The sequence below is a fragment of the Geothrix campi genome (assembly GCF_024609265.1).
Lineage (GTDB): Bacteria > Acidobacteriota > Holophagae > Holophagales > Holophagaceae > Geothrix > Geothrix campi.
This window is the reverse complement of record NZ_JANHMP010000001.1, coordinates 163,213-182,121: the sequence shown is the minus strand read 5'-3', so window position 1 is coordinate 182,121 and position 18,909 is coordinate 163,213. Positions and strand designations below refer to the sequence as shown.

The following is an 18,909-nucleotide window of genomic DNA, read 5'->3' as shown; positions in this document are numbered from 1 at the left end:
ATGCAGCCGCCTGATTCCGAGCTGAACCCGCTATCCGTGTCCCTCGTGGGCCGGGTAGCCACGGTGATGAGCAACGGGCGAATTGAGGCCCGGGACGAGTCCCGAGGCTGGCGCAAGTATCAGCTGATCCGCTATTTCTGCGGGTCGGACGCCTACGCCCGGATCATGCGTATCCAGATCGAAGTAGCCGGAGAAATCCGCTACAACATCACCCCGAAGGGCCCCGTGGATGAACTCTACATCGAAGGCCTGGTGAAAGAGGGCGCCCCGCTCGTCGTGCGCGTGGTGCGCGATCCCAACACGGACCCCTCGGTGTTCCCGGTCCCGTTCCCTGATGCAGATGTTCGCGTCGAGGTGTTCGGGTGATGACCCTGCTGGGTCTGCTGCCGCCCGCCATTAGCTGGCGGGTCTTCCAGGTGCAGAACCTGGTGGCAGGCCTGGCCCCCTTCTGGCGGTCCTGATGGCCTTCCTGGACTTAAAACCACTCATCGAAGCCGCAGCCAAGGCCTACGGCTACGATGCCGCCCTACTGGCCGCCCAGGCGCACCAAGAAAGCGCCTTCCGTGAGGATGCCGTGTCACCGGCCGGCGCCATGGGCCTGATGCAGTTCATGCCCGCGACGTGGGACGAGTGGGGCCGGGGCGGCGATCCGTTCGACCCCGAGGACTCCATTGACGCAGGGATCCGCTACATGCAGATGCTGCTCGCCCGCTACCGCGGCGCGGCCGATCCCGAAGCCCTCGCCCTGGCAGCCTACAACGGCGGCATGGGTCGGGTTGACGCGGCGATCCGCAAGACCGGCCGCACCGATTGGGATGGCATCGTGGGCGCCCTGCCGGCCGAGAGTCAGGCCTACGCCCCGGCGATCCTCGCCCGGCGGACCTTCTACCGAACCATCTTCAAGGTGGGCATGGGCAGCGCGGCCGTGGGCCTCCTCGCCCTGCTCGCGTTCTTCGTGGCCCGGAGGGTCTTCGCATGATGATCGCAACGGATATCGGGGACACCCCCTACACCCCCGGCGGAAGCTACGGCGGCGGCACCGGCTCCGGCACGGGCGGCACCGGCTCAACCTCGGGCAGCACCACCGGCACCACCCCGGGAGGCGTGGCCCAGGCGATCAAGGTTCTATTCTTCCGCGTCGGGTTCGACATGGAGCGCATGCCCATCGAACGCTGGGCCTACAGCGGGCCCTTTGTGCGGCCGGAAATCCAGGCGACCGTCTTCAACGATTCCGGCATCTTCCACCCCATTCCTGACGGCGTGGTGAGTCTCGACCTGGCCCCTGGCGAAGTGGTGCGATGGTCCGAGTCCGCCGACCCCGGCGCCCTGGTGGATTCCCTCGACACCGCCACCGCCATCGAAGACCTTCACCAGCCGACCATCGGCCTGCGCGTGACGCGCCAGCTCGTGGAGCCCTTCCAGAAGTATCTGCGGGCCATCATCATCGGCCCCGCCGCCGGCCTGCTGACGAAAATCGAGGCCCTGGGCGACTACGACCATCCACCCGCGACCATGATCCCCGGGCGCCTCATCACCGTTGTGAAGTAGGAGCCAGCCAATGACCATGAGGGTTGTCAAATCATTCTCCATGACCCCCCCGGCCGCGGCCGTGATAGCGGACATGCAGCCCGTCATCAACGCCCTGGGCCTCACCATGCAGGCCACCGCCGGCCAGGCGATCATTGACGCCCTGGCGCTGCTCCCCAAGGCCGCCACCAAGGCCCGGGAGGTCACGATCAACATGGCCGCCGGCCTGGTGGATTCCGCCGTCGCCCTGGGCACCCTGACGACCGTGCAATCCGTCTTCGTGAAGGATCTGACCGGCGCGATCGTTCCCACCCTCAAGCTGGGCGGAGCCGGAGAGAGCCCCCTGACCCTCGCCAAAGGCGACACCCGCGACGGCTTCAGCGTGACCGGCCTGCTGCTAAACTGCGGAGCCGGCGGCGGATCCATCACCCTCGAACTTTATGGGAGGTAAGGCATGGGCCTGCGCCAAAGGCTGAACGCTGATCGTGTGGCCTATAAGGCACCTTTAGCGGGTGCCAGTGAGAGGATGCAACAGGATAAAAATAGGGAATATGTATCGGTTTCAGACTTTGCGGGATACGATCCCACGGGCGGAACAGATAGCACGGCGGCGATCATCGCCGCCCTGGCGGCATCTAAGCATGTCGTTGTCCCGGATGGCCACACGCCGCTGATTTCTAGCACCATTGTGATCCCTTCTCTGACTACGCTGGAATTTAGGGGCGCTCATTCCGTAGTCTCTGGATCGCATCCAGGATCTTATTTCATCAAAAAAGCGACGATGGTAGATAACGGCATCGAAATGCGGGATTATTCTCGAATTTCTGGCGGGGGACTTATCTATCAGGCTGGGGCAACCGGCGACGGAATTGCTGTCCAGGGTAACTCGTGCCGAATGAATAACGTCGCGGTCATTGGGGTGGACAAGGCGACCCCATCAGGGGTGGGGATCCGTGTGGGCAAGGATGCCGCCGGAGCTAACGCAAACTCTTGGCAATTCACGAATTGCAACGTAGCAGGAATGTCCGGGCACGGCTTTTATGTGCACGACAAACCGGGCCTCCCGCCAGATGCGAACGCGGGCAACGCCATCGGCTGCTTCTCCATGAACAATGGCGGCGATGGCTTCAACGTGGACAATGCGAACTTGTGCACCTTTCACGGGTGTCTGGGAGAGCTGAACACGGGGAATGGCATTGTTTTCGGGACGAACGTAGCCGATGCGGCCCATTCTTACTGTTACGGAAACATCATTCTGGGCGGAGACTATGAAATGAACACCGCGGGGCAGGTGCTGCTCAACCGCGGAGCCCGTAATTGTGGCGTTCATTCGGGCAATGTAGGGCTGTCCGTGGTGGACAATGGCTACAGGACGCAGCGGCTAGACCTGGTTCAGGGCAAGCGCCGATCATTCACCCCCGCGCTGACCGGAACAACCGCCGTTTCAAAGGCGATCACCGCTTATTCAATCGTCGGGAACACGGCGACTTTGACTGTCGCGGGGCACGGTTACGCCAACGCGAAATCGGTATGGATCCGCTATTTCAACGGCGGCGGGAAAGAAAACCTGAACGGGGTATTTGTAATATCGAACGTAACGGTGGACACGTTTGATATCACAATCGGGGATGATGTGACCTTCGTCCAACCATCCGGAGCCGGAGCAGTGGCCGGTCCCATGGCGGTCCTGTGCGGGACGTATAGCACGGCCCAGGGAAGTTACCGGATCGAACAAGACCGAATCTTTTTTGAAGCGGCAATCGTTACAACCGATATCAGCAACATCACCGGAACCGTGCAGCTCATCCTCCCGTTTCCTGCGGCGAACCTGGGCGCCCTTATGCCTGGACACACAGAAATAGAGTCGTATTCAGGTGTTACGCACACCGGGAAATTAGGTTGCATTATTTGGCAAGACGGGAACGCTCAACAGAAGTTCTATCAGAGCATCGGGAGCGGACTGGCCCCTGGACTATTGACCAATGCGGGACTGGCCGCCGCAACGTCGTTTTACATCTCCGGATGGTATTTCTCGCAGTAGCAACGACCGGATGATCTGGGAGTCATGAATGAACGCCAAGGATGTATTTAATCACCTGTCTGCCGCCTTTCTCGACCCGGCCTCCTCCCTCGGGACGGCCCGCTGGGTGGCCCTGGGCCTCACGGCCTATGACGTGATCCGGAACAACATGAACGGATGGAACGGCGGGGCGATGCTGCTGCTGGCGGGCATTGAAATCGCCGGCCGCTGGTTCAATCGCACACCGATGCCGCCCACCATGCCGCCCGCTGTGCCCACGATGAACCCACCGGTGCCCGCATGAGCCTGCCGATTTTGGATCTGCTGGCCCGGCTGACCATCACCGCGGGCCTGCTCACTGGCCTCTGGAAAATCCTCAGCTACGTGTGGGGCGCTTTGGTTGAGCGCGTGAAAGCCCTTGAGGCCTGGCGCACCAAACACGAGGACGGGCACGTCAATGTCCTGCTGGAACTCCAGCAGCTCACGCTGCAAGCCCAGGGCACGCGGGAAATCGTGGAGGAAATGAAGGGCATACTTTCAGACGTGGCGGCCATCGTGAACCTGCGCAAGCCCCCCACGCGCCGAAGGGCCGCCGGGGCGCTCCCGTGATCCGCCGGGGCCTCACCGCCGCCGGAATCTGCCTCGCCTGCCTCGGCCTCGGATTCCTCGCCGGCCGCTGGACCCTTCCGGCCGCCGCGCCCCTCACCATCGGCGCCACCACGCCGAAGCCGGAGCGCGATCTAAGCCCCGCCGGAGCGCCCCGCACCATCATCGTGACCCGGATCATTCCCGGGCCGCCCGCGGCCCTCCCAGAGCCCGCGCAACCGCAAGCCGAGCAGCTGGGCCATCACCTCAGCACCACCGAGACAGCCCTGCCCGCCCTGGCTACCGGAGGGACCTTCCATTCCGCCCTCTTCGGGCAGGTGGAAGGCCCGCGGCTCACCCTGCGTACGGTGGAATGGCTGGACACTCCCGCCGGCCGCGTGCCGCTGGGCGAGGCCAGCACCCGGGAAACCGTGACACAGTTTCCACTCCCAGCTTCCCGGCCCCTGCCGCGCTGGACCGTGGCCATCGCCCCAGGCCTGCGGGACGGCAAGGCCAACCTGGGCGGCCTGGCGCAGTACGCCCGCGGCCCCGTGGTGGCCGGCGCCGGGTACGTGAACGGCGGCCCCTTCGGCATCGTCGGCGTCCGGTGGTAGTTGTGATCCGGCCCGAGGCCGCCCCGTCAGATACTCCGGGATCACCCGGAGGGTTCCATGTTCAAGCCCGAACTGATCGAAGCACAGGCCCGAGGGCTCGAGACAACGGCCACGCAGTACGTCATCGTGGCCGTCACGCTGGGGATCATTGCTGGGGTTCCGATCTTCATCCTGCTGCAGAAGCTTACGGACTTCGCCCTGGTGGCGGCGCTGGTCCCGGTCTTCATCGGCGCTCTGATCGGGGATGCGAAGGGCCGCGCCCTGCGTCTTCAAGCCCAGCAGATCCGCCTTCAGCTTCAGATCGAGGCAAACACCCGACACCTGGCCACCATCCTAGAACTGCTTTCCAATAGATAGCATCTCGGCAGTGTTTGCCTAAGTGTTGAATTGAGACAAACATACAATTAGCTGTGACCATCTCCACCGCCAGGCCCGCCGATAATTGACCATCGGGGGTATTGAAAGTGGACATAACGGCCGGACGGAGACAGGAGCCCCCGCCCGGCCGTTCCCCTGTTAGGATTCGGGCTCGCGCAGCCTCTGGACGTGAAAAGTCCGAGGAGCGGAGCATGGCCAAAGCGGAAGCCAACCCCCTCCAGAAGGCCGCGGGAGCCTACCTAGTCGCGTCCGAAGTCCTGGGCAATGCCACCCGCTGGGTCTATCAGCAGGCCGTCATCCTGGGCGACTTCAGCAGCCACCTGGAAGCCGAGGGCATCAGCGATCTATCCAAGGCCGAGCCGCACCACCTGACCGCCTTCCTGGCCCGCTGCAAAGCCGCCGGGCAGGGGAAGACCACCCTACACCGCAAGGGGACCGTGATTCGCGCCTGGGCCCGCTGGGCACTCGCCAGCGGCTACCTGAAGCGCGCCCCACTGGCGGCGGCCAAGCTCAAGAAGCCGCAGCGCCCGCCGATTGAGCTGGCCCAGTTCGCCGCCGTACTCGAGGCCATCCTGTCCGTCTGGAAGCGCGACTACCGGGAGGCCTTCCTCTGCCTGCTGGGCTCCGGCCTGCGCCGCGGCGAGCTGCTGGCGCTCCGCTGGATGGATTGCGACCTGGCGGCCGGCGTGCTTGAGATACGCCCCCACAAAGTCACCGGCTGGAGCCCAAAAAGCAAACGCGCCCGCGCCGTGGGGATTCCGCTGTGGGTGGTCGAAGTGCTGACGCTGCGCAAGGCCCAGCTCGGAAACGCCGGCCCATTCCAGGATGCCGAAGGCGCCCCGGTCTGCCACGAAAGCACCCTCAGCCATGTCTGGGGCCGCGTGAACCGAAAGCACGGCCTGGGCATGGCCCTGAAGGATCTGCGCCACGCGCACGCGACCGAGGCCCTGCAACGAGGCGCGACCATCCGCGAAGTGCAGGCGCAGCTCGGCCATGCCAGCGTGACCACGACCGAGATCTACACGCACGTCGATCGAAAGAGCGCCGGCCGCGTGGCGCTGGCCATGGAAGGCGCCATGATCGCCCGGGCCGAAGCGAAGTAGCGCCGGAACGCAAGCGAAACCGCCGAACGGTCGAAAATCGCCCCTGAACGGGAGGCCAACAAAAGACCGCCCCGGCGAGGTGCCGGGGCGGCTGGAGGGGAGGATGGTGGTTCAGGTAATCAGGAGCCCCCCCTCCAACAAAGTTTGCAGCACCCCCAGAAAAAAAGTTAAATTTATTTTTGCGGGTTGTGCTGCCTGTTTTTTACATGCTCCCATCATGTTTTGTTGGTGGTCCCGGAGCGACTCGAACGCCCGACCCTCAGATTCGTAGTCTGATGCTCTATCCAGCTGAGCTACGGGACCGCACTGAAGGAATGATTCTACCGGATCTGCGCCGCCTGTCCATCCCAAAGGCGCAGGAGTGCGGTGGTGGAGGTCTCGCAGCGCAGGCCCGTGAGGTCCGTGGCCAGCCGGTCCATGAGGGCGCGGGCGGTGGTGAGCTTGCCGCCGAGCACCAGGGTGAGGTTCGGAAAACGGGAGTGCCGTTCCAACACCGCCTCGCGGCTCAGATGGGTGGTGGCACCCCCCCCGGCCACCAGGGGCCGCACGCCCAACTCTTCGGCCCGCACTGGCATCTGCCGCCAGGGGAGGCTGGGCAGGTTGCTCTCCAGGGCCCCGAACAACTCTTCGCGCTCCGCCTCGAGAATCGGCACGCAGCCATCCTCGACCTCGCGCTCCGTGGTGCCCACTTGGAGCATCCCGTCCCGCGGGATCACGAAGAGGATGCGCCCCTTGGGCCGGCGGATGGCCCAGGGCCGTTCGCAGCCCGGCACGGCGTCGAACCACAGGTGGATACCGGCGGACAGCCGCAGCCGCTTCCGCGACTCACCGAACCACTGCGCCATGGCGCCATCCGTCCAGGGCCCCAGGGCGAACACCCAACGGCGCGCCGCGAGCCGCCGGGCGGAACCATCCCGCCGGTCCCGCAATCGCAGGGCTCGCAGGCCACCACCCCCCTCTTCGAAGGCCTCGGGCTCATGGAAGTCCAGGACGATGGCGTCACTGGAGGCCGCCAGATCCCGGGTCAGCTCGCGATCCCAGGTCATGAGGTCGGCGTAGGCCGTGGCGCCGCGGAAGGGACCGAGGACACCCCGCGGGTCGGTCAGGAAGGCTTCCTTCGGAATGTGGCCGAGGCTCAACTCCGCTGGCCAGCCGGGCCGCTCGGCACCCCAGTGGTCGTAGAGGCCGATGCCGACGCGGTGCGACAGGCCTTCGATCCACCCTCGGTGGGGCATCCAGAAGGCCTCCCAGCGGCAGCGGTGGGGCGCGATACGGGCCCAGGTGGCGCGCTCGGCCAGGCCCTCCCGCATTTGGCGGATGTCGCCCGTGAGCATGTAGCGGATGCCGCCGTGCAGGAGCTGGCTGGACCACTGGCTGGTGCCGCCGCCCACCTCGCCCTTGTCCACCAGAGCGCAGGACACGCCACGCAGGGTCAGTTCCCGCGCCAGGGCGGCGCCGTGGATGCCGGCGCCGAGGATGGCCACCTCCACCTGCAGATCCATGGCCGCGGAACAGGCATTGGCGGGCGGGGCGGGCCAGGCTGATTCGGGCACGGACTCCTCCAGCGCCCAGTGTGCCTGACCCAGGGCCCGAGCGCGCGAATTTGAATCCCCGGGCCCGCCGCCGCCACTTGAACTGGGACCCGATCACAGGAACGATGGATCCACCCACCCCCAGCACATCTGGAGCTGCCTGATGAAAAGCCATTCCTGGAAGGACGTCGTCAACCTCACCGTGATCGTCGGCGCCCTCGGCTACTTCGTCGACATCTTCGACCTGATCCTCTTTCCCATCATCCGCACGAAGAGCCTCACGGACCTCGGCGTCCCGGCGGACCAGATCCTCCCCACCTTCGTCTACCTGTTCAATTTCCAGATGATCGGCATGCTCGTGGGTGGGGTGCTCTGGGGCATCCTGGGCGACAAGAAAGGCCGCATGTCGGTGCTCTTCGGGAGCATCACCCTCTACTCCCTTGCGAACATCGCCAACGCCTTCGTGACCACCATCCCGGCCTATGCGGCCATGCGCTTCCTCGCGGGCCTGGGACTTTCGGGCGAACTCGGGGCGGCCATCACGCTCGTGAGCGAGGTGCTTCCGAAGGAGATCCGGAGCTACGGCACCGCCGTGGTGGCCAGCGTCGGCATTACCGGAGCGCTGGTGGCCGATTTCGTGGGCAATACCCTTTCCTGGCGGGGAGCCTTCATCACCGGTGGTGTCCTGGGCCTCCTCCTCCTCATCCTCCGCATCAAGGTGACCGACTCTGGGATGTTCAAGAACCTCGCCAGCCAGAACGTGGTCAAGGGGAACTTCCTGATGCTGTTCACCAGCTTCGCGCGCTTCTCCCGGTACTTGCGCAGCATCCTCATCGGCGTCCCCATCTGGTACGTCGTGGCCATACTGGTCGCCTCCTCACCGGAGCTCGCCAAGAGCCTCGGCGTCGTGGGAGCCGTGAACCCGGGCCATGCCATCGCCTCCTGCTACCTGGGCCTGGCCATCGGCGACCTGGGGTCCGGATTCATCAGCCAGTGGATCGCCAGCCGGAAGAAGACGGTCCTGATGTTCCAGGGATTCACGCTGGCGGCCGTGCTGGCCACCCTCCTCAGCCGCGGGATGCCCGCCCAGGCCTACTACGCCATGTGTGTGGCCCTCGGCTTCTCCGCCGGGTACTGGGCGGTGTTCGTCACCATCGCCAGCGAGCAGTTCGGCACCAACATGCGGGCCACGGTCACGGTCACGGTCCCCAACTTCGTCCGGGGGGCCGTCGTCCCAATCACCACCGGCTTCCTGGCGCTCAAAGCCCACTGGGGCCTCGTGAACTCCGCCCTGGCCATCGGCCTAGCCTGTCTGGCCGTCGGGGCCCTGAGTCTCTGGGGCATGGAGGAGACCCATGCGAAGGACCTGAACTTCCTCGAAGTGGATTGATCCCCGCACCGCTGAGCAGCGCCCGGTCAGCGGGCCTAATAGACCGCGTCAGCTCCGCCGTCGAGCGGGATCACGGCCCCTGTCGTCCAGCCGCTCTCGCCGCTGAGCAGGTGCGCCGCCAAGGCGGCCACTTCGGCTTCGGTGCCGAGGCGCCCCAGGGGATTCACGGCCGACAACGCGGCGAGATCCCCCTCGGGATCCGGGCTGGAGGCGAGGCGGGCCTCCACCATGGCCGTGCGGACGGGCCCCGGCGCGATGGCATTGCAGCGGATGCGGCGAGGCGCCCATTCCAGGGCCAGCACCTTCGCCAGCATGTGGACGCCGGCTTTGGCCACGCTGTAGGCCGCGCTGTCCGGGATGGCCCGCAGGCCGATGTTGGAGCCCACCAGCACCACGCTGCCGCCGTCCTTCACCCGGCCACCCAGATGATGGGCCATGAGCCAGGGACCGCGCAGGTTCGCCGCGATGGCCGCATCGAAATGGGCGATGGGCGTAGAAGCCACCGAGCCCAGCACCAGAGCGCCCGCGTTCAGGAACATCCCATCCAGCTCGGGGCACTCACGGGCGAAGGCGGCCACGCCCGCGTCGTCGGTGTGATCCAGAACCACGTGGACCGCGTCCGGCAGCGTGTCCCGGAGCGCCTCCAGGCGTCGGCCCGCCAGGATCAGATCCGCGCCGCGATCCCTGAAGAGCCTGGCCGCCGCCCGCCCGATGCCGCTGCCGGCGCCGGTGATGAGGATGCGTCGGCCCTGCAGGGCGGTCATGACTTCTCCGGCATCCGGAACGTGCCAGTCCCCGTCCGGGCCGGCACCACCACGCCACCGCTGATGGCCCAGGTCAGGGCCTGGTCGGCGCTGAGGTCCGCTGGCGACACCTTCGAGGCCTCGAGCATGATCACGTAGCCTGAGGTGGGATTGGGGGCGGTCGGAATGTAGACGGCGAGCATGCCCTGCCCCCCGGGGATGGCCCAGGAACAATCCCGGCTGGCCACGAAGCCCAGGGTATAGGAACCGGGATGGGGCCACTCCACGACCACCACCTCCTTGAAGCTGCCGCCCTGCCCCGACTGGATGGCGCCCATGAGCTGACGAGTGGCGCCGTACACCCCCTTCACGACGGGCAGGGACATCATCAATTCGTCCAGCCAGGTCAGCAGCTGGCGGCCGATGAAGTTGCCCATCAGGGCCCCCACCACCAGGAGCAGCAGCACCGTGGTCAAGGCGGAGAACAACGCCAGCGCCCAGGTCGGGGGGTCCGGAACGTGGATCAGGTGGGACAGCCAGGTGAGCGGCTCCCGGAAGATGCCCACCAGGGCCGTGAAGATCCCCTTGAGGATCCAGAGCGTCACCACCATGGGCAGCAAGGTGAAAAGGCCCGCGAGGAGGTACTTGCGGATCATCGGCACACCCCAAGTCGGCACACGGACCACGCCCCAGCGAGCGTCTCACGCATCCCCACAGGGGATGCCGAGAGCAAACCTGCGAGGAGATACTTGCGGATCATTCAGAGTCCTTCGGAACCTGGTTCCCGGTGAGACGTCCGTCTTCGGCCATGATGCTCGGTCCCACCACCTTCCAGAAGCCGTGGAAATAGGAGATGGCGCTCCAGATGGCGAGGATGACGGCGCCCCAGAGCAGGAGCACGCCCATGCCCCAGAAGAAGCTGTAGGGCCGGTTGAGCTGGATGAAGAGGTGGAAGATGTCCTTGTGGGTCCATTCGTAGAGCCAGTAGTCGAGCCTGGGGCCGAGGATGAGGCAGGAGATGGCCGCCACCTGGAAGCCCATCTTCCATTTGCCGATGGCGCCGGCCGGAATGGTCATGCCCTCCTCGCTGGCGATGCCGCGCAGCCCGGTCACGGCGAATTCCCGGGCCAGGATGATGAAGGTCATCCAGGCCGGCGCCAGGTTCAGCTCCACCAGGGAGATCAGGGCGCCCGACACCAGCAGCTTGTCCGCCAGCGGATCCAGCAGCTTGCCGAGGGTGGTCACCTGCTTCCAGCGCCGGGCGAAGTAGCCATCCAGGGCATCCGTGATGGAGGCGGCCCAGAACACCAGCACCCCGATGACCTCGTGGTTGGTGACCTTGGTCATGAGCACCACGACCAGGACGGGGACCATGAGGATCCGCGCGAGCGACAGGAAATTGGGCAGGTTCATGGCGGGCGTTCGGCTCCGCATCCAGCCTACCGCCTTTCCGGGCGAGCCGCCGCTCCGCCCTGGAACCCCGTGACATCGGCCTGCCCGGGGGCGAGGATAGTCTTGGGAGGTGGCCTCCGCGTGCCAGTCGAACACTCCGATCCGCTGGCATTCAAGACCTGGCTTCGGACCGAGGCCCTTTCCGCCGGCTTTGCCCGGGTGGGGTTCGCTGGCTGCGACCCCTTTCTGGCGGAGGAAGCGCGGCTCGGCACCTGGTTCAAGGAAGGCCGGGGCACCCTGCTCCCCTACTTGGACCCCGCGACGCTTTTGGATCCCCAAGCCCTCTGGCCCCAGGCCCGCACCGCCCTGGTGGGCTTCTTCCCCTATGCCCGCCCGGAGGCCACCCCCGGGGCAGCTCCGGGCAGCCTGAAGCTGAGTCGGTATCTGTGGGGCCCGGACTATCACATGATCCTGAAACCACGGCTGGCCCGGCTCCTGGAAGCGGCCCAGGCGCAGTGGCCGGGCCTGGAGGGACGGGTCTGCGTGGACACGGCCCCGCTACTGGAGCGCCAGCTGGCGGCCCGGGCCGGCCTGGGCTGGCAGGGGAAGCACACCCTCCTCATCGCCGGGAAGGATGGTTCCTGGGGCTTTCTCGGGGTGCTGCTGCTCTCCATCGAGCTGCCACCGGATAAACCGTTTGGAACCCAGCAGTGCGGAACCTGTACGGCCTGCCTGGAGGTCTGCCCTTCGGGCGCCCTGGAACCCTTCCGCCTAGACCCGTCCCGGTGCCTGACCACCTACACCATCGAAACCGAGGCTGAACCGCCCCCAGAGGTCGCGGCGGCCCTGGCGGCAAGCCGCTGGGCTGCGGGCTGCGACGCCTGCCAGGAGGCCTGCCCCTGGAACCGGGCTCCGATCTGGGGGGATCCGGCCCTCTGGGGCGGCCCCAGCCCCCTCCACACCCGTTCTGCGGGGGAACTTCCCCGGGGTGCGGCCCAGTGGCGGAAGCTCACCCGGCGGACCGCCCTGAGGCGCGTGAGGGACCGCCATTGGCGGGCCACCCTTGCCCGGATCCTCGGGGAGTGATTTTTCATTGGAACTATTGGGCTTTTTTCCATATAAACAAACTTCCGGCCAAAGGTGGCCGCCCCGATTTTGAGGAGGCACCTCGGATGCCCATGAAGCACTGGACGGTCCAGGACGCCGCGACCTTGTACGGCGTGAAAGAGTGGGGGAATGGCTACTTCGGCATCAACGCCAAGGGCCATCTGGAGATCACGCCCACCAAGGACGAGTCCCTCAGTTGCGACGTCTACGAAATCGTCCAGCATCTGAAGAAGAAGGGCATCCGCACGCCGGTGAACCTGCGCTTCCCGCAGGTGCTGGACCATCGGGTGGTCGAGGTCAACGAGGCCTTCCGCCGCTCCATCAACGAATTCGGGTATGAGGGCAGCTACCAGGGCGTCTACCCGGTGAAGACCAACCAGACCAAGGAAGTGGTCGAGGAGATCGTCCGCTCCGGCAACAAGTACCACTACGGGCTGGAGGCGGGCTCCAAACCCGAGCTCATGATCGCCCTGAGCCTGGATCTGCATCCTGAGGCCCTGGTGCTCTGCAACGGGTACAAGGACGAGTCGTTCATCCGCATGGCCCTGCTGGCCCGGAAGGCCGGCCGCAAGGTGGTCATCACCGTGGAGAAGATGACCGAGCTGCCGCTGATCCTGAAGGTGGCCAAGGAACTGAAAGTCGAGCCCCTGATCGGGCTCCGCGCCAAGCTCAACGCCCAGGGCAGCGGCAAGTGGGAGACCAGTGCCGGCGACCACGCCAAGTTCGGCCTCACGACCCGCGAGATCCTGGACGCCATCGAGGTCCTGGAGAAGCGCGACCTGCTGGACAGCGTCATCGAGCTGCACTTCCACATCGGAAGCCAGATCACGGACATCCGCAAGATCAAGTCGGCCATGAAGGAGGCCACCCGCATCTACGCCAAGCTCCGCAAGATGGGCGTGCCCATCCGCTACCTCAACGTGGGCGGCGGTCTGGGCGTGGACTACGACGGCAGCAAGACCACCTTCAGCAGCTCCATGAACTACACCATCGCCGAGTACGCGGCGGATGTCGTCTACACCACCAAGGACATCTGCGCCCAGGAGCAGGTGCCCATGCCGGATCTCCTGAGCGAGTCGGGGCGCGCCATCGTGGCCTACCACGAGGTGGTCGTGGTCGACATCATCGGCCTCATCGACACCACCCACACCAAGTACACGGTGACGCTCACCGGCAACGAGCCCCAGATCCTCAAGGAACTGGCCTACACCCGCGACAACATCTCCGTGAAGAACTTCGCTGAGATGTACCACGACGCCATCACCCAGAAGGATGAGCTGCTCACCCTCTTCAACCTGGGCTACCTGGGCCTGGAGGACCGCAGCAAGGGTGAGACGCTGTTCTGGGAGGTCTGCCGGAAGCTGTCCCGCATCCTGACCAGCAAGAGCCTGAAATACATTCCCGAGGAATTCCAGGATCTCAACAAAAGCCTGGCGGACAAGCTGATCGCCAACTTCAGCATCTTCCAGAGCATGCCGGACCACTGGGCCATCGAGCAGCTCTTCCCTGCGATGCCCATCCATCGGCTCAAGGAAAAGCCGGGTCTGTCCGCGACCCTGTGCGATATCACGTGCGACAGTGACGGGAAGATGGAGAAATTCATCGACCTGAAGGATGTGCGCGACGAGATCCCCCTCCATGAACCCCGGAGCGGCGAGGCCTACTATGTGGCCTTCTTCCTCACGGGTGCCTACCAGGACATCCTGGGCATGCGGCACAACCTCTTCGGCGCGCCCAACGAGGCCCACATCGTGGTCCACGAGGACGACACCTTCAAGATCCAGCACATCGTCAAGGGCGACACCGTGGATCACGTGCTGCGCAGCGTCCACTACGATCCCGATGTGCTCATCCAGGGCCCCCAGACCAAGCGGAAACCCAGCGCCAAGGGCGATGCCGCCGAGGCCCTGCGGGCGTTGCTGACCGAAGAGCGGAAACTGCACACGTATCTGGAAATATAGCGGGCAGCTGTCAGTAGGGGATCTTGTCGGCTTTCCGGTCCCAGGACTGGAAGACGGCCTGGGCCTCGTCGCGCAGCACCTGGAAGGTCGGCAGGCTCCGTTCCTCCATGGGCAGACCCACTTCGCGGTAGAGCCAGTCGTCGTCGAACTGGATGGCAGCGGCATCCGCTCGATCGTTGGCGTACCAGATCCGATCCAATCGGGCCCAGTAGATGGCCGCCAGGCACATGGGACAGGGTTCGCAGCTCGTGTAGATCTCGCAACCCCGAAGCTGGAAGACGCCGAGTCTCGCGCAAGCCTGGCGGATCGCCACCACCTCGGCGTGCGCTGTGGGGTCGTGGCTGGAGGTGACCTGGTTCCAACCCTCACCCAGGATTTCCCCGTCCTTCACGATCACCGCGCCGAACGGGCCCCCGTGGCCCAACTCCATGTGGAGGCGGGAGAGTTCGATGGCACGCCGCATGAACCGCAGGGAACTCGCATTTGTCCGCATGGCCTATCCCCGGAGCTGGTTCCGTTTCATTCTTCCACCACTCAGAGGTCCCAGCGCCCATCGGGCCGCTGTTTCCAGAGCCAGATGATGTAGTCCACATTCTTCGGCTCGGCCCCCAGGGCCTTGAGGCGCGTCATGTTCTGGGCGCGGTGGTGCTGGGTATGCAGGCAGATCTGGAGCAGCGCCTCGGCCACGGACACCAGGCAGGGCGGATCCGGGAACCACGGCACTCGTACGATGCGGGCCAAGGCGGCCGCGTCCAGGCCGCGCCCCAGGGCGCCCAGGGCCTCGTGGTTGGCCCTGCAGCGCCTTTTCAATGCCTCGAAATCCTGAAGGGAACGGGCCTCAGGCACCCCTGCGTCGCCCTTGAGGATTCCCAGGAAGCCCTCCTGCACATCCACCAGATGGCCAGTCCTGGTCCGCAACTCGAGGTCCTCCCGGCCGGCCGACTTGCCCCAGGCATGGAAGAACATGGCATCCGCCCAGACCTGATGGCCGAGCAGGTCTTTCAGCAGGCCGGTCACGGGCACCTCCGGGGAATGGCCGATCATAACCAAAGAACCCTACCGCAGGTCATCCTCCCCTCCAGCGCAGAAGCGGCAGAGAATGGGGACCAGACCATCACCATTCCAACAGGGAGCGCCTTATGGACATCCAGCGCATCGGCATCGTCGGTTGCGGGCTCATGGGCTCGGGCATCGCGCAATGCGCCGCGGAGGCGGGCTGCGAAGTCTGGGTAAAGGAGGTGGACGAGTCGCTCCTGACCAAGGGGCTGGCGCGGATCAAAGGCACCTGGGAACGCGCCGTGGCCAAGGGGAAGATCACTGAGGAGCAGAAGGCTGCCTTCAGCGACCGGCTCCATGGCACCCTCGCCTTCGCCGCGCTGTCGGGTTGCGATCTGGTGGTGGAGGCCGTCCCGGAACGGATGGATCTCAAGCTGGAAACCTTCGCCGAGCTGGACAAGGTCATGGGCTCGGGCGCCCTGCTCTGCACGAACACCTCCAGCCTCACCGTCGCCCACCTCAGCCCTGTCCTGTCGCCGGGCCGCCTGCCCCGGCTGGCGGGCCTGCACTTCTTCAATCCCGTGCCCGCCATGTCCCTGGTCGAGATCGTCCGCACCCTCGCCACGGATGGAGAGACCCTCGACGCCCTGAAGGCCTTCGTCCAGAGGCTCGGCAAGACCGTGGTGCTGGCGCCGGACGCCCCGGGTTTCGTGGTGAACCGACTCCTGGTGCCCTACCTGCTGGACGCGCTGCGCTGTGCCGAGCAGAGGCTGGCCACGGTGGAGGATATCGACGCGGCCATGAAGCTGGGCTGCGGTCATCCCATGGGCCCCCTGCACCTCAGCGACTTCATCGGCCTGGACACCATGCAGAGCGTGGCCGAGGTACTCTTCGAGGCCTTCGGGGAACCCCGCTTCAAGGCCCCCTCCGTGTTGCGCCAGCTGGTGGCCGCCGGCCGCCTGGGCCGCAAGTCCGGCGCGGGGTTCTACCGCTGGGAGGGCGATAAGCGTCTGGAGGCTGTTCCGCTCTGATCTGCCTGGGATAGTCTGGCAGTCATGCTGGACCTGCTGCTGATCCCCGCCGCGATCCTACTGGCCCTCGCCCTGCGAGCGGTCCGGCGGGGGGAACACCGGCTCCACGGGCACCTCATGATGGCGGCCTTCACCGTGATCGGCCTGCGCGTTCTGCTCCATCCGCGGAGCCTGGGCCGGCAGCAGCTCCTCCTGTGGCTGGCCGTCATCGCCGCCGCTGGATCCACCATGCTCCTGGGTCGCGCGGCCCTGGCCTGGCGGGAGGGCCGCAGCGCCCGGTCCGCCATCCCGCGCATCCATCGGGCTTCAGGAGCCTTCACCCTCACGCTGTCGGCCCTCACCCTGCTGGTCTGGCTCCTGCGGAACCGCTAGGGGGTTGCCCCTCACCAGGGATCCTGGACGGTCTTTCCCGCCTCCGCATGGCGCAGGGCCTTGAGGCCGATGTCATGGCGAACCTGCATACCGGGCCACTGAACCTGCGGCAGGGCGGCCTCGATGGCGGCGCGGGCCGCGGCGAGATCTGGTGCGGAGGTGGCCAGGTTCATCACGCGGCCGCCATTCGTCAGCCACCGCCCATCCTGCTTGCGCGTTCCGGCGTGGATGACGGTGACGGCGGGCGTCCCGATCTGGATGGGCACCCCCTTCTTCGCCCCTTCCGGGTAGCCTTCGGCCGCCAGCACCACGGTGATGGCCGTGTGCGGCTTGAGTTTCAGATCGCGGGCCACCAGCCGGCCCTCGGCCACCTCCAGGAGCAGGGCCGCCAGGTCCTCATCCAACAGCTGCATGAGCACCTGGGTTTCGGGGTCCCCGAAGCGCACGTTGTACTCCAGCAGCTCCGGGCCGGTCGCCGTCCACATGACCCCCAGGAACAGCACCCCCCGGGCCGCAAGACCATCCCTCTGAAGGCCGCGCACCGTGGGCTCCACCAGCTCTGTCCGCATCCTCTGGATGTCCTCGGGACGCAGGAAGGGGATGGGCCCGAAGGCGCCCATGCCGCCGGTGTTGGGTCCGCGATCGCCTTCGTAGATGCGCTTGTGGTCCTGGCAGGCGGGCAGCATGGCAAACGCGGCGCGATCGGCGCCCACGTCCACCAGCACATGGAGTGACAGCTCCATGCCGATCAGGGGTTCCTCGAACACCACCGTCTTGCTGGCCTCCCCGAACTGGCCGGCCATGAAGGCCCGGAACGTCGCCAAGGCTTCGTCTTCGCTCTCTGCCAGCACAACGCCCTTGCCCGCCGCCAGGCCATCGGCCTTGAGGACGATCGGATAGCCGTGGGTCCAGGTGTGGATGAGGGCTTCGCCCACGGCAAGATCCGTCACCGTATGGCTGGCGGCGCAGGGGATGCCGTGCCGGTCCATGAAGGCCTTGGCGAAGGCTTTGCTGCCCTCCAGTCGGGCGGTGGCGGCCTCATGGCCAAAGACCGGGATGCCCAGGGCCCGCACCGCGTCCGCCACACCTGCCACCAGGGGCACCTCGGGCCCGGCCACCACCAGATCCGGGCGGTTCGAAGCGCACCAGGCCGCCACGGCCGCGGGGGCCTCCAGGTCCAGGGTCACGCAGGACCCCACTTCCGCCAAGGCATCGCTGCCCGGCGCCGACACCAGCTCCACGGGACTGGCCGAGGCCTTGAGCTTCAGCGCCAGCGCATGTTCCCGGCCGCCAGAACCGAGGAGCAGGATCTTCATGGGTGCCTCCGTCTTCCAGTATCGCCCAGCCCGGCCGTACCCCGTTCGCCGGGTATCGCGCGTCTCCCGATACCCCCGGTCTGCCCCCTCCAGGGGCCCCTTCGCCCATCCTCAAGCCGCTTCGCCCCAGATCCGTGGCCGGATCCAGTGCCCGCCCGCATCTTGTGGGGCATTCACCCGCCCGTCGGATCGCCGCACCGGGCTCTCCTCAACCTGCCGCCGAGGGCACTCCCCGACGGCCCTTGCCCCCGGAGGCAACATGAACCGCATCTCGACTTCCCTCGCCGTGGCCGTGGCAGTCTTCGCCGGCCTGGCCCTCCATGCCGAGGACTTCCAGCCGCTGCTGAAGACCACCCGGGCCACCTGGCCCGAGAAGCAGCACATCGGCGTGATCTGCGACTACAGCGCCAGTCGCGACGAGGTCATGGCCCTGGCCAAGGCCGCGGGCGAGGGCGCCCTCATCACCGTGGCCGACACCCGCCACATCGAGCAGGCCACCCCCGCCGCTCATCTCATCGCCAACCACGGAGCCAATTACCTGGTGCTCCTGCCGGGGGATCGGGTGTTCCGGGACGGTTCCTTCGGGGCCACCCTGGCCATCTCCCAGCTCGGAAAGAGGGGCGTGCCGGCCCTCGGCACCACGGCCGTGGCCCTGAAGCAGGGGGCGGTCTTCAGCATGGGTGACGGCACGAAAGGCGAATTGCTTGTCACGGACCGCCTCATCGGAACTGTCGACGTGATCCTGCCCAATCGCACCCTGGCCCAGAAAGCCGCATTGGTGCTCCGCAAGGAAGGCATGGCCACCATCGCGGTGCTCGCCGCCGAGTGACGGGTCCCGTTAC

The 18,909-nt window shown here is 66.1% G+C and carries 23 protein-coding genes and 1 tRNA gene; 16 read left to right on the top strand and 8 right to left on the bottom strand.

From position 1 onward, the window contains the following. The 10 genes from NOV65_RS00880 (at position 1) to NOV65_RS00835 (ending at position 6,227) form a co-directional block, all read left to right on the top strand. On the top strand, positions 1-366 hold the full coding sequence (locus NOV65_RS00880; RefSeq protein ID WP_257303397.1) for a hypothetical protein: 366 nt from the start codon (positions 1-3) through the stop codon (positions 364-366). A 94-nt stretch (positions 367-460) separates the two neighbouring features. After that, positions 461-979: a transglycosylase SLT domain-containing protein gene (locus NOV65_RS00875; protein WP_257303395.1), complete on the top strand. Its 519-nt coding sequence runs from the start codon at positions 461-463 to the stop codon at positions 977-979. Then, positions 976-1,548 carry a hypothetical protein gene (locus NOV65_RS00870; protein ID WP_257303394.1) on the top strand — a complete coding sequence of 191 codons (573 nt, stop codon included), beginning with the start codon at positions 976-978 and terminating at the stop codon, positions 1,546-1,548. Before NOV65_RS00875 ends, NOV65_RS00870 begins: the two co-directional genes overlap by 4 nt. Positions 1,549-1,558: 10 nt before the next feature. Then, positions 1,559-1,978: a hypothetical protein gene (locus tag NOV65_RS00865; protein ID WP_257303392.1), complete on the top strand. Its 420-nt coding sequence runs from the start codon at positions 1,559-1,561 to the stop codon at positions 1,976-1,978. Between the two features lie 3 nt (positions 1,979-1,981). Then, positions 1,982-3,568 carry a hypothetical protein gene (locus tag NOV65_RS00860; protein WP_257303390.1) on the top strand — a complete coding sequence of 529 codons (1,587 nt, stop codon included), beginning with the start codon at positions 1,982-1,984 and terminating at the stop codon, positions 3,566-3,568. 28 nt (positions 3,569-3,596) lie between these two features. Next, the gene (locus NOV65_RS00855; RefSeq protein WP_257303388.1) at positions 3,597-3,851 is read left to right on the top strand and encodes a hypothetical protein; all 255 of its coding nucleotides are present in this window, start codon (positions 3,597-3,599) and stop codon (positions 3,849-3,851) included. Next, positions 3,848-4,156 (top strand): hypothetical protein, encoded by a 309-nt coding sequence (locus tag NOV65_RS00850; RefSeq protein WP_257303385.1) that lies wholly within the window; start codon positions 3,848-3,850, stop codon positions 4,154-4,156. The genes NOV65_RS00855 and NOV65_RS00850 overlap by 4 nt, the downstream gene beginning before the upstream one ends. Next, a complete protein-coding gene (locus tag NOV65_RS00845) occupies positions 4,153-4,746 on the top strand; it encodes a hypothetical protein (RefSeq protein ID WP_257303383.1) in 594 nt (197 codons plus the stop codon). The genes NOV65_RS00850 and NOV65_RS00845 overlap by 4 nt, the downstream gene beginning before the upstream one ends. Positions 4,747-4,803: 57 nt before the next feature. After that, complete coding sequence (locus tag NOV65_RS00840) at positions 4,804-5,103, top strand: hypothetical protein (protein ID WP_257303382.1); 300 nt, start codon at positions 4,804-4,806, stop codon at positions 5,101-5,103. 212 nt (positions 5,104-5,315) lie between these two features. Beyond that, positions 5,316-6,227, top strand: a complete 912-nt coding sequence (locus NOV65_RS00835; RefSeq protein ID WP_257303380.1) for a tyrosine-type recombinase/integrase — start codon at positions 5,316-5,318, stop codon at positions 6,225-6,227. A gap of 226 nt (positions 6,228-6,453) precedes the next feature. Here the strand turns inward: NOV65_RS00835 and NOV65_RS00830 are convergent. Then, a tRNA-Arg gene (locus NOV65_RS00830) sits at positions 6,454-6,530 on the bottom strand. A 17-nt stretch (positions 6,531-6,547) separates the two neighbouring features. After that, positions 6,548-7,780 carry an FAD-dependent oxidoreductase gene (locus tag NOV65_RS00825; protein ID WP_257303377.1) on the bottom strand — a complete coding sequence of 411 codons (1,233 nt, stop codon included), beginning with the start codon at positions 7,778-7,780 and terminating at the stop codon, positions 6,548-6,550. A gap of 142 nt (positions 7,781-7,922) precedes the next feature. On the opposite strand from NOV65_RS00825, the gene NOV65_RS00820 reads away from it, so the two are divergent. Further along, positions 7,923-9,149, top strand: coding sequence for an MFS transporter (locus tag NOV65_RS00820; RefSeq protein ID WP_257303376.1), 1,227 nt, complete (start codon positions 7,923-7,925; stop codon positions 9,147-9,149). 35 nt (positions 9,150-9,184) lie between these two features. Here NOV65_RS00820 and NOV65_RS00815 read toward each other — a convergent pair whose 3' ends face one another. The 3 genes from NOV65_RS00815 to pgsA form a co-directional block, all read right to left on the bottom strand. Then, entirely contained in the window at positions 9,185-9,913 is a 729-nt protein-coding gene (locus NOV65_RS00815) for an SDR family NAD(P)-dependent oxidoreductase (protein ID WP_257303374.1), read from the bottom strand. After that, positions 9,910-10,548 carry a DUF502 domain-containing protein gene (locus NOV65_RS00810; protein ID WP_257303373.1) on the bottom strand — a complete coding sequence of 213 codons (639 nt, stop codon included), beginning with the start codon at positions 10,546-10,548 and terminating at the stop codon, positions 9,910-9,912. The genes NOV65_RS00815 and NOV65_RS00810 overlap by 4 nt, the downstream gene beginning before the upstream one ends. A gap of 100 nt (positions 10,549-10,648) precedes the next feature. Then, entirely contained in the window at positions 10,649-11,305 is a 657-nt protein-coding gene (gene pgsA, locus NOV65_RS00805) for a CDP-diacylglycerol--glycerol-3-phosphate 3-phosphatidyltransferase (RefSeq protein WP_257303371.1), read from the bottom strand. A 120-nt stretch (positions 11,306-11,425) separates the two neighbouring features. On the opposite strand from pgsA, the gene queG reads away from it, so the two are divergent. After that, positions 11,426-12,370, top strand: coding sequence for a tRNA epoxyqueuosine(34) reductase QueG (gene queG, locus NOV65_RS00800; RefSeq protein ID WP_257303368.1), 945 nt, complete (start codon positions 11,426-11,428; stop codon positions 12,368-12,370). Positions 12,371-12,462: 92 nt separating this feature from the next. Continuing rightward, the gene (speA, locus tag NOV65_RS00795) at positions 12,463-14,352 is read left to right on the top strand and encodes a biosynthetic arginine decarboxylase (RefSeq protein ID WP_257303367.1); all 1,890 of its coding nucleotides are present in this window, start codon (positions 12,463-12,465) and stop codon (positions 14,350-14,352) included. A gap of 10 nt (positions 14,353-14,362) precedes the next feature. Here the strand turns inward: speA and NOV65_RS00790 are convergent, their stop codons facing one another. Both NOV65_RS00790 and NOV65_RS00785 read right to left on the bottom strand, forming a co-directional pair. Continuing rightward, positions 14,363-14,845 carry a nucleoside deaminase gene (locus NOV65_RS00790; protein WP_257303364.1) on the bottom strand — a complete coding sequence of 161 codons (483 nt, stop codon included), beginning with the start codon at positions 14,843-14,845 and terminating at the stop codon, positions 14,363-14,365. Positions 14,846-14,886: 41 nt separating this feature from the next. Then, the gene (locus NOV65_RS00785; protein WP_257303363.1) at positions 14,887-15,369 is read right to left on the bottom strand and encodes a DinB family protein; all 483 of its coding nucleotides are present in this window, start codon (positions 15,367-15,369) and stop codon (positions 14,887-14,889) included. A 122-nt stretch (positions 15,370-15,491) separates the two neighbouring features. Between NOV65_RS00785 and NOV65_RS00780 the strand changes: the two genes are divergently transcribed. Together NOV65_RS00780 and NOV65_RS00775 are read left to right on the top strand one after the other, a co-directional pair. Beyond that, positions 15,492-16,379 (top strand): 3-hydroxyacyl-CoA dehydrogenase family protein, encoded by an 888-nt coding sequence (locus tag NOV65_RS00780; RefSeq protein ID WP_257303361.1) that lies wholly within the window; start codon positions 15,492-15,494, stop codon positions 16,377-16,379. Positions 16,380-16,403: 24 nt separating this feature from the next. Next, complete coding sequence (locus NOV65_RS00775; RefSeq protein ID WP_257303360.1) at positions 16,404-16,751, top strand: hypothetical protein; 348 nt, start codon at positions 16,404-16,406, stop codon at positions 16,749-16,751. An 11-nt stretch (positions 16,752-16,762) separates the two neighbouring features. Here NOV65_RS00775 and purD read toward each other — a convergent pair whose 3' ends face one another. After that, positions 16,763-18,067: a phosphoribosylamine--glycine ligase gene (gene purD, locus NOV65_RS00770; protein ID WP_257303358.1), complete on the bottom strand. Its 1,305-nt coding sequence runs from the start codon at positions 18,065-18,067 to the stop codon at positions 16,763-16,765. A 259-nt stretch (positions 18,068-18,326) separates the two neighbouring features. On the opposite strand from purD, the gene NOV65_RS00765 reads away from it, so the two are divergent. Continuing rightward, the gene (locus tag NOV65_RS00765) at positions 18,327-18,896 is read left to right on the top strand and encodes a hypothetical protein (RefSeq protein WP_257303356.1); all 570 of its coding nucleotides are present in this window, start codon (positions 18,327-18,329) and stop codon (positions 18,894-18,896) included. The last annotated feature ends 13 nt before the right edge of the window (positions 18,897-18,909 follow it).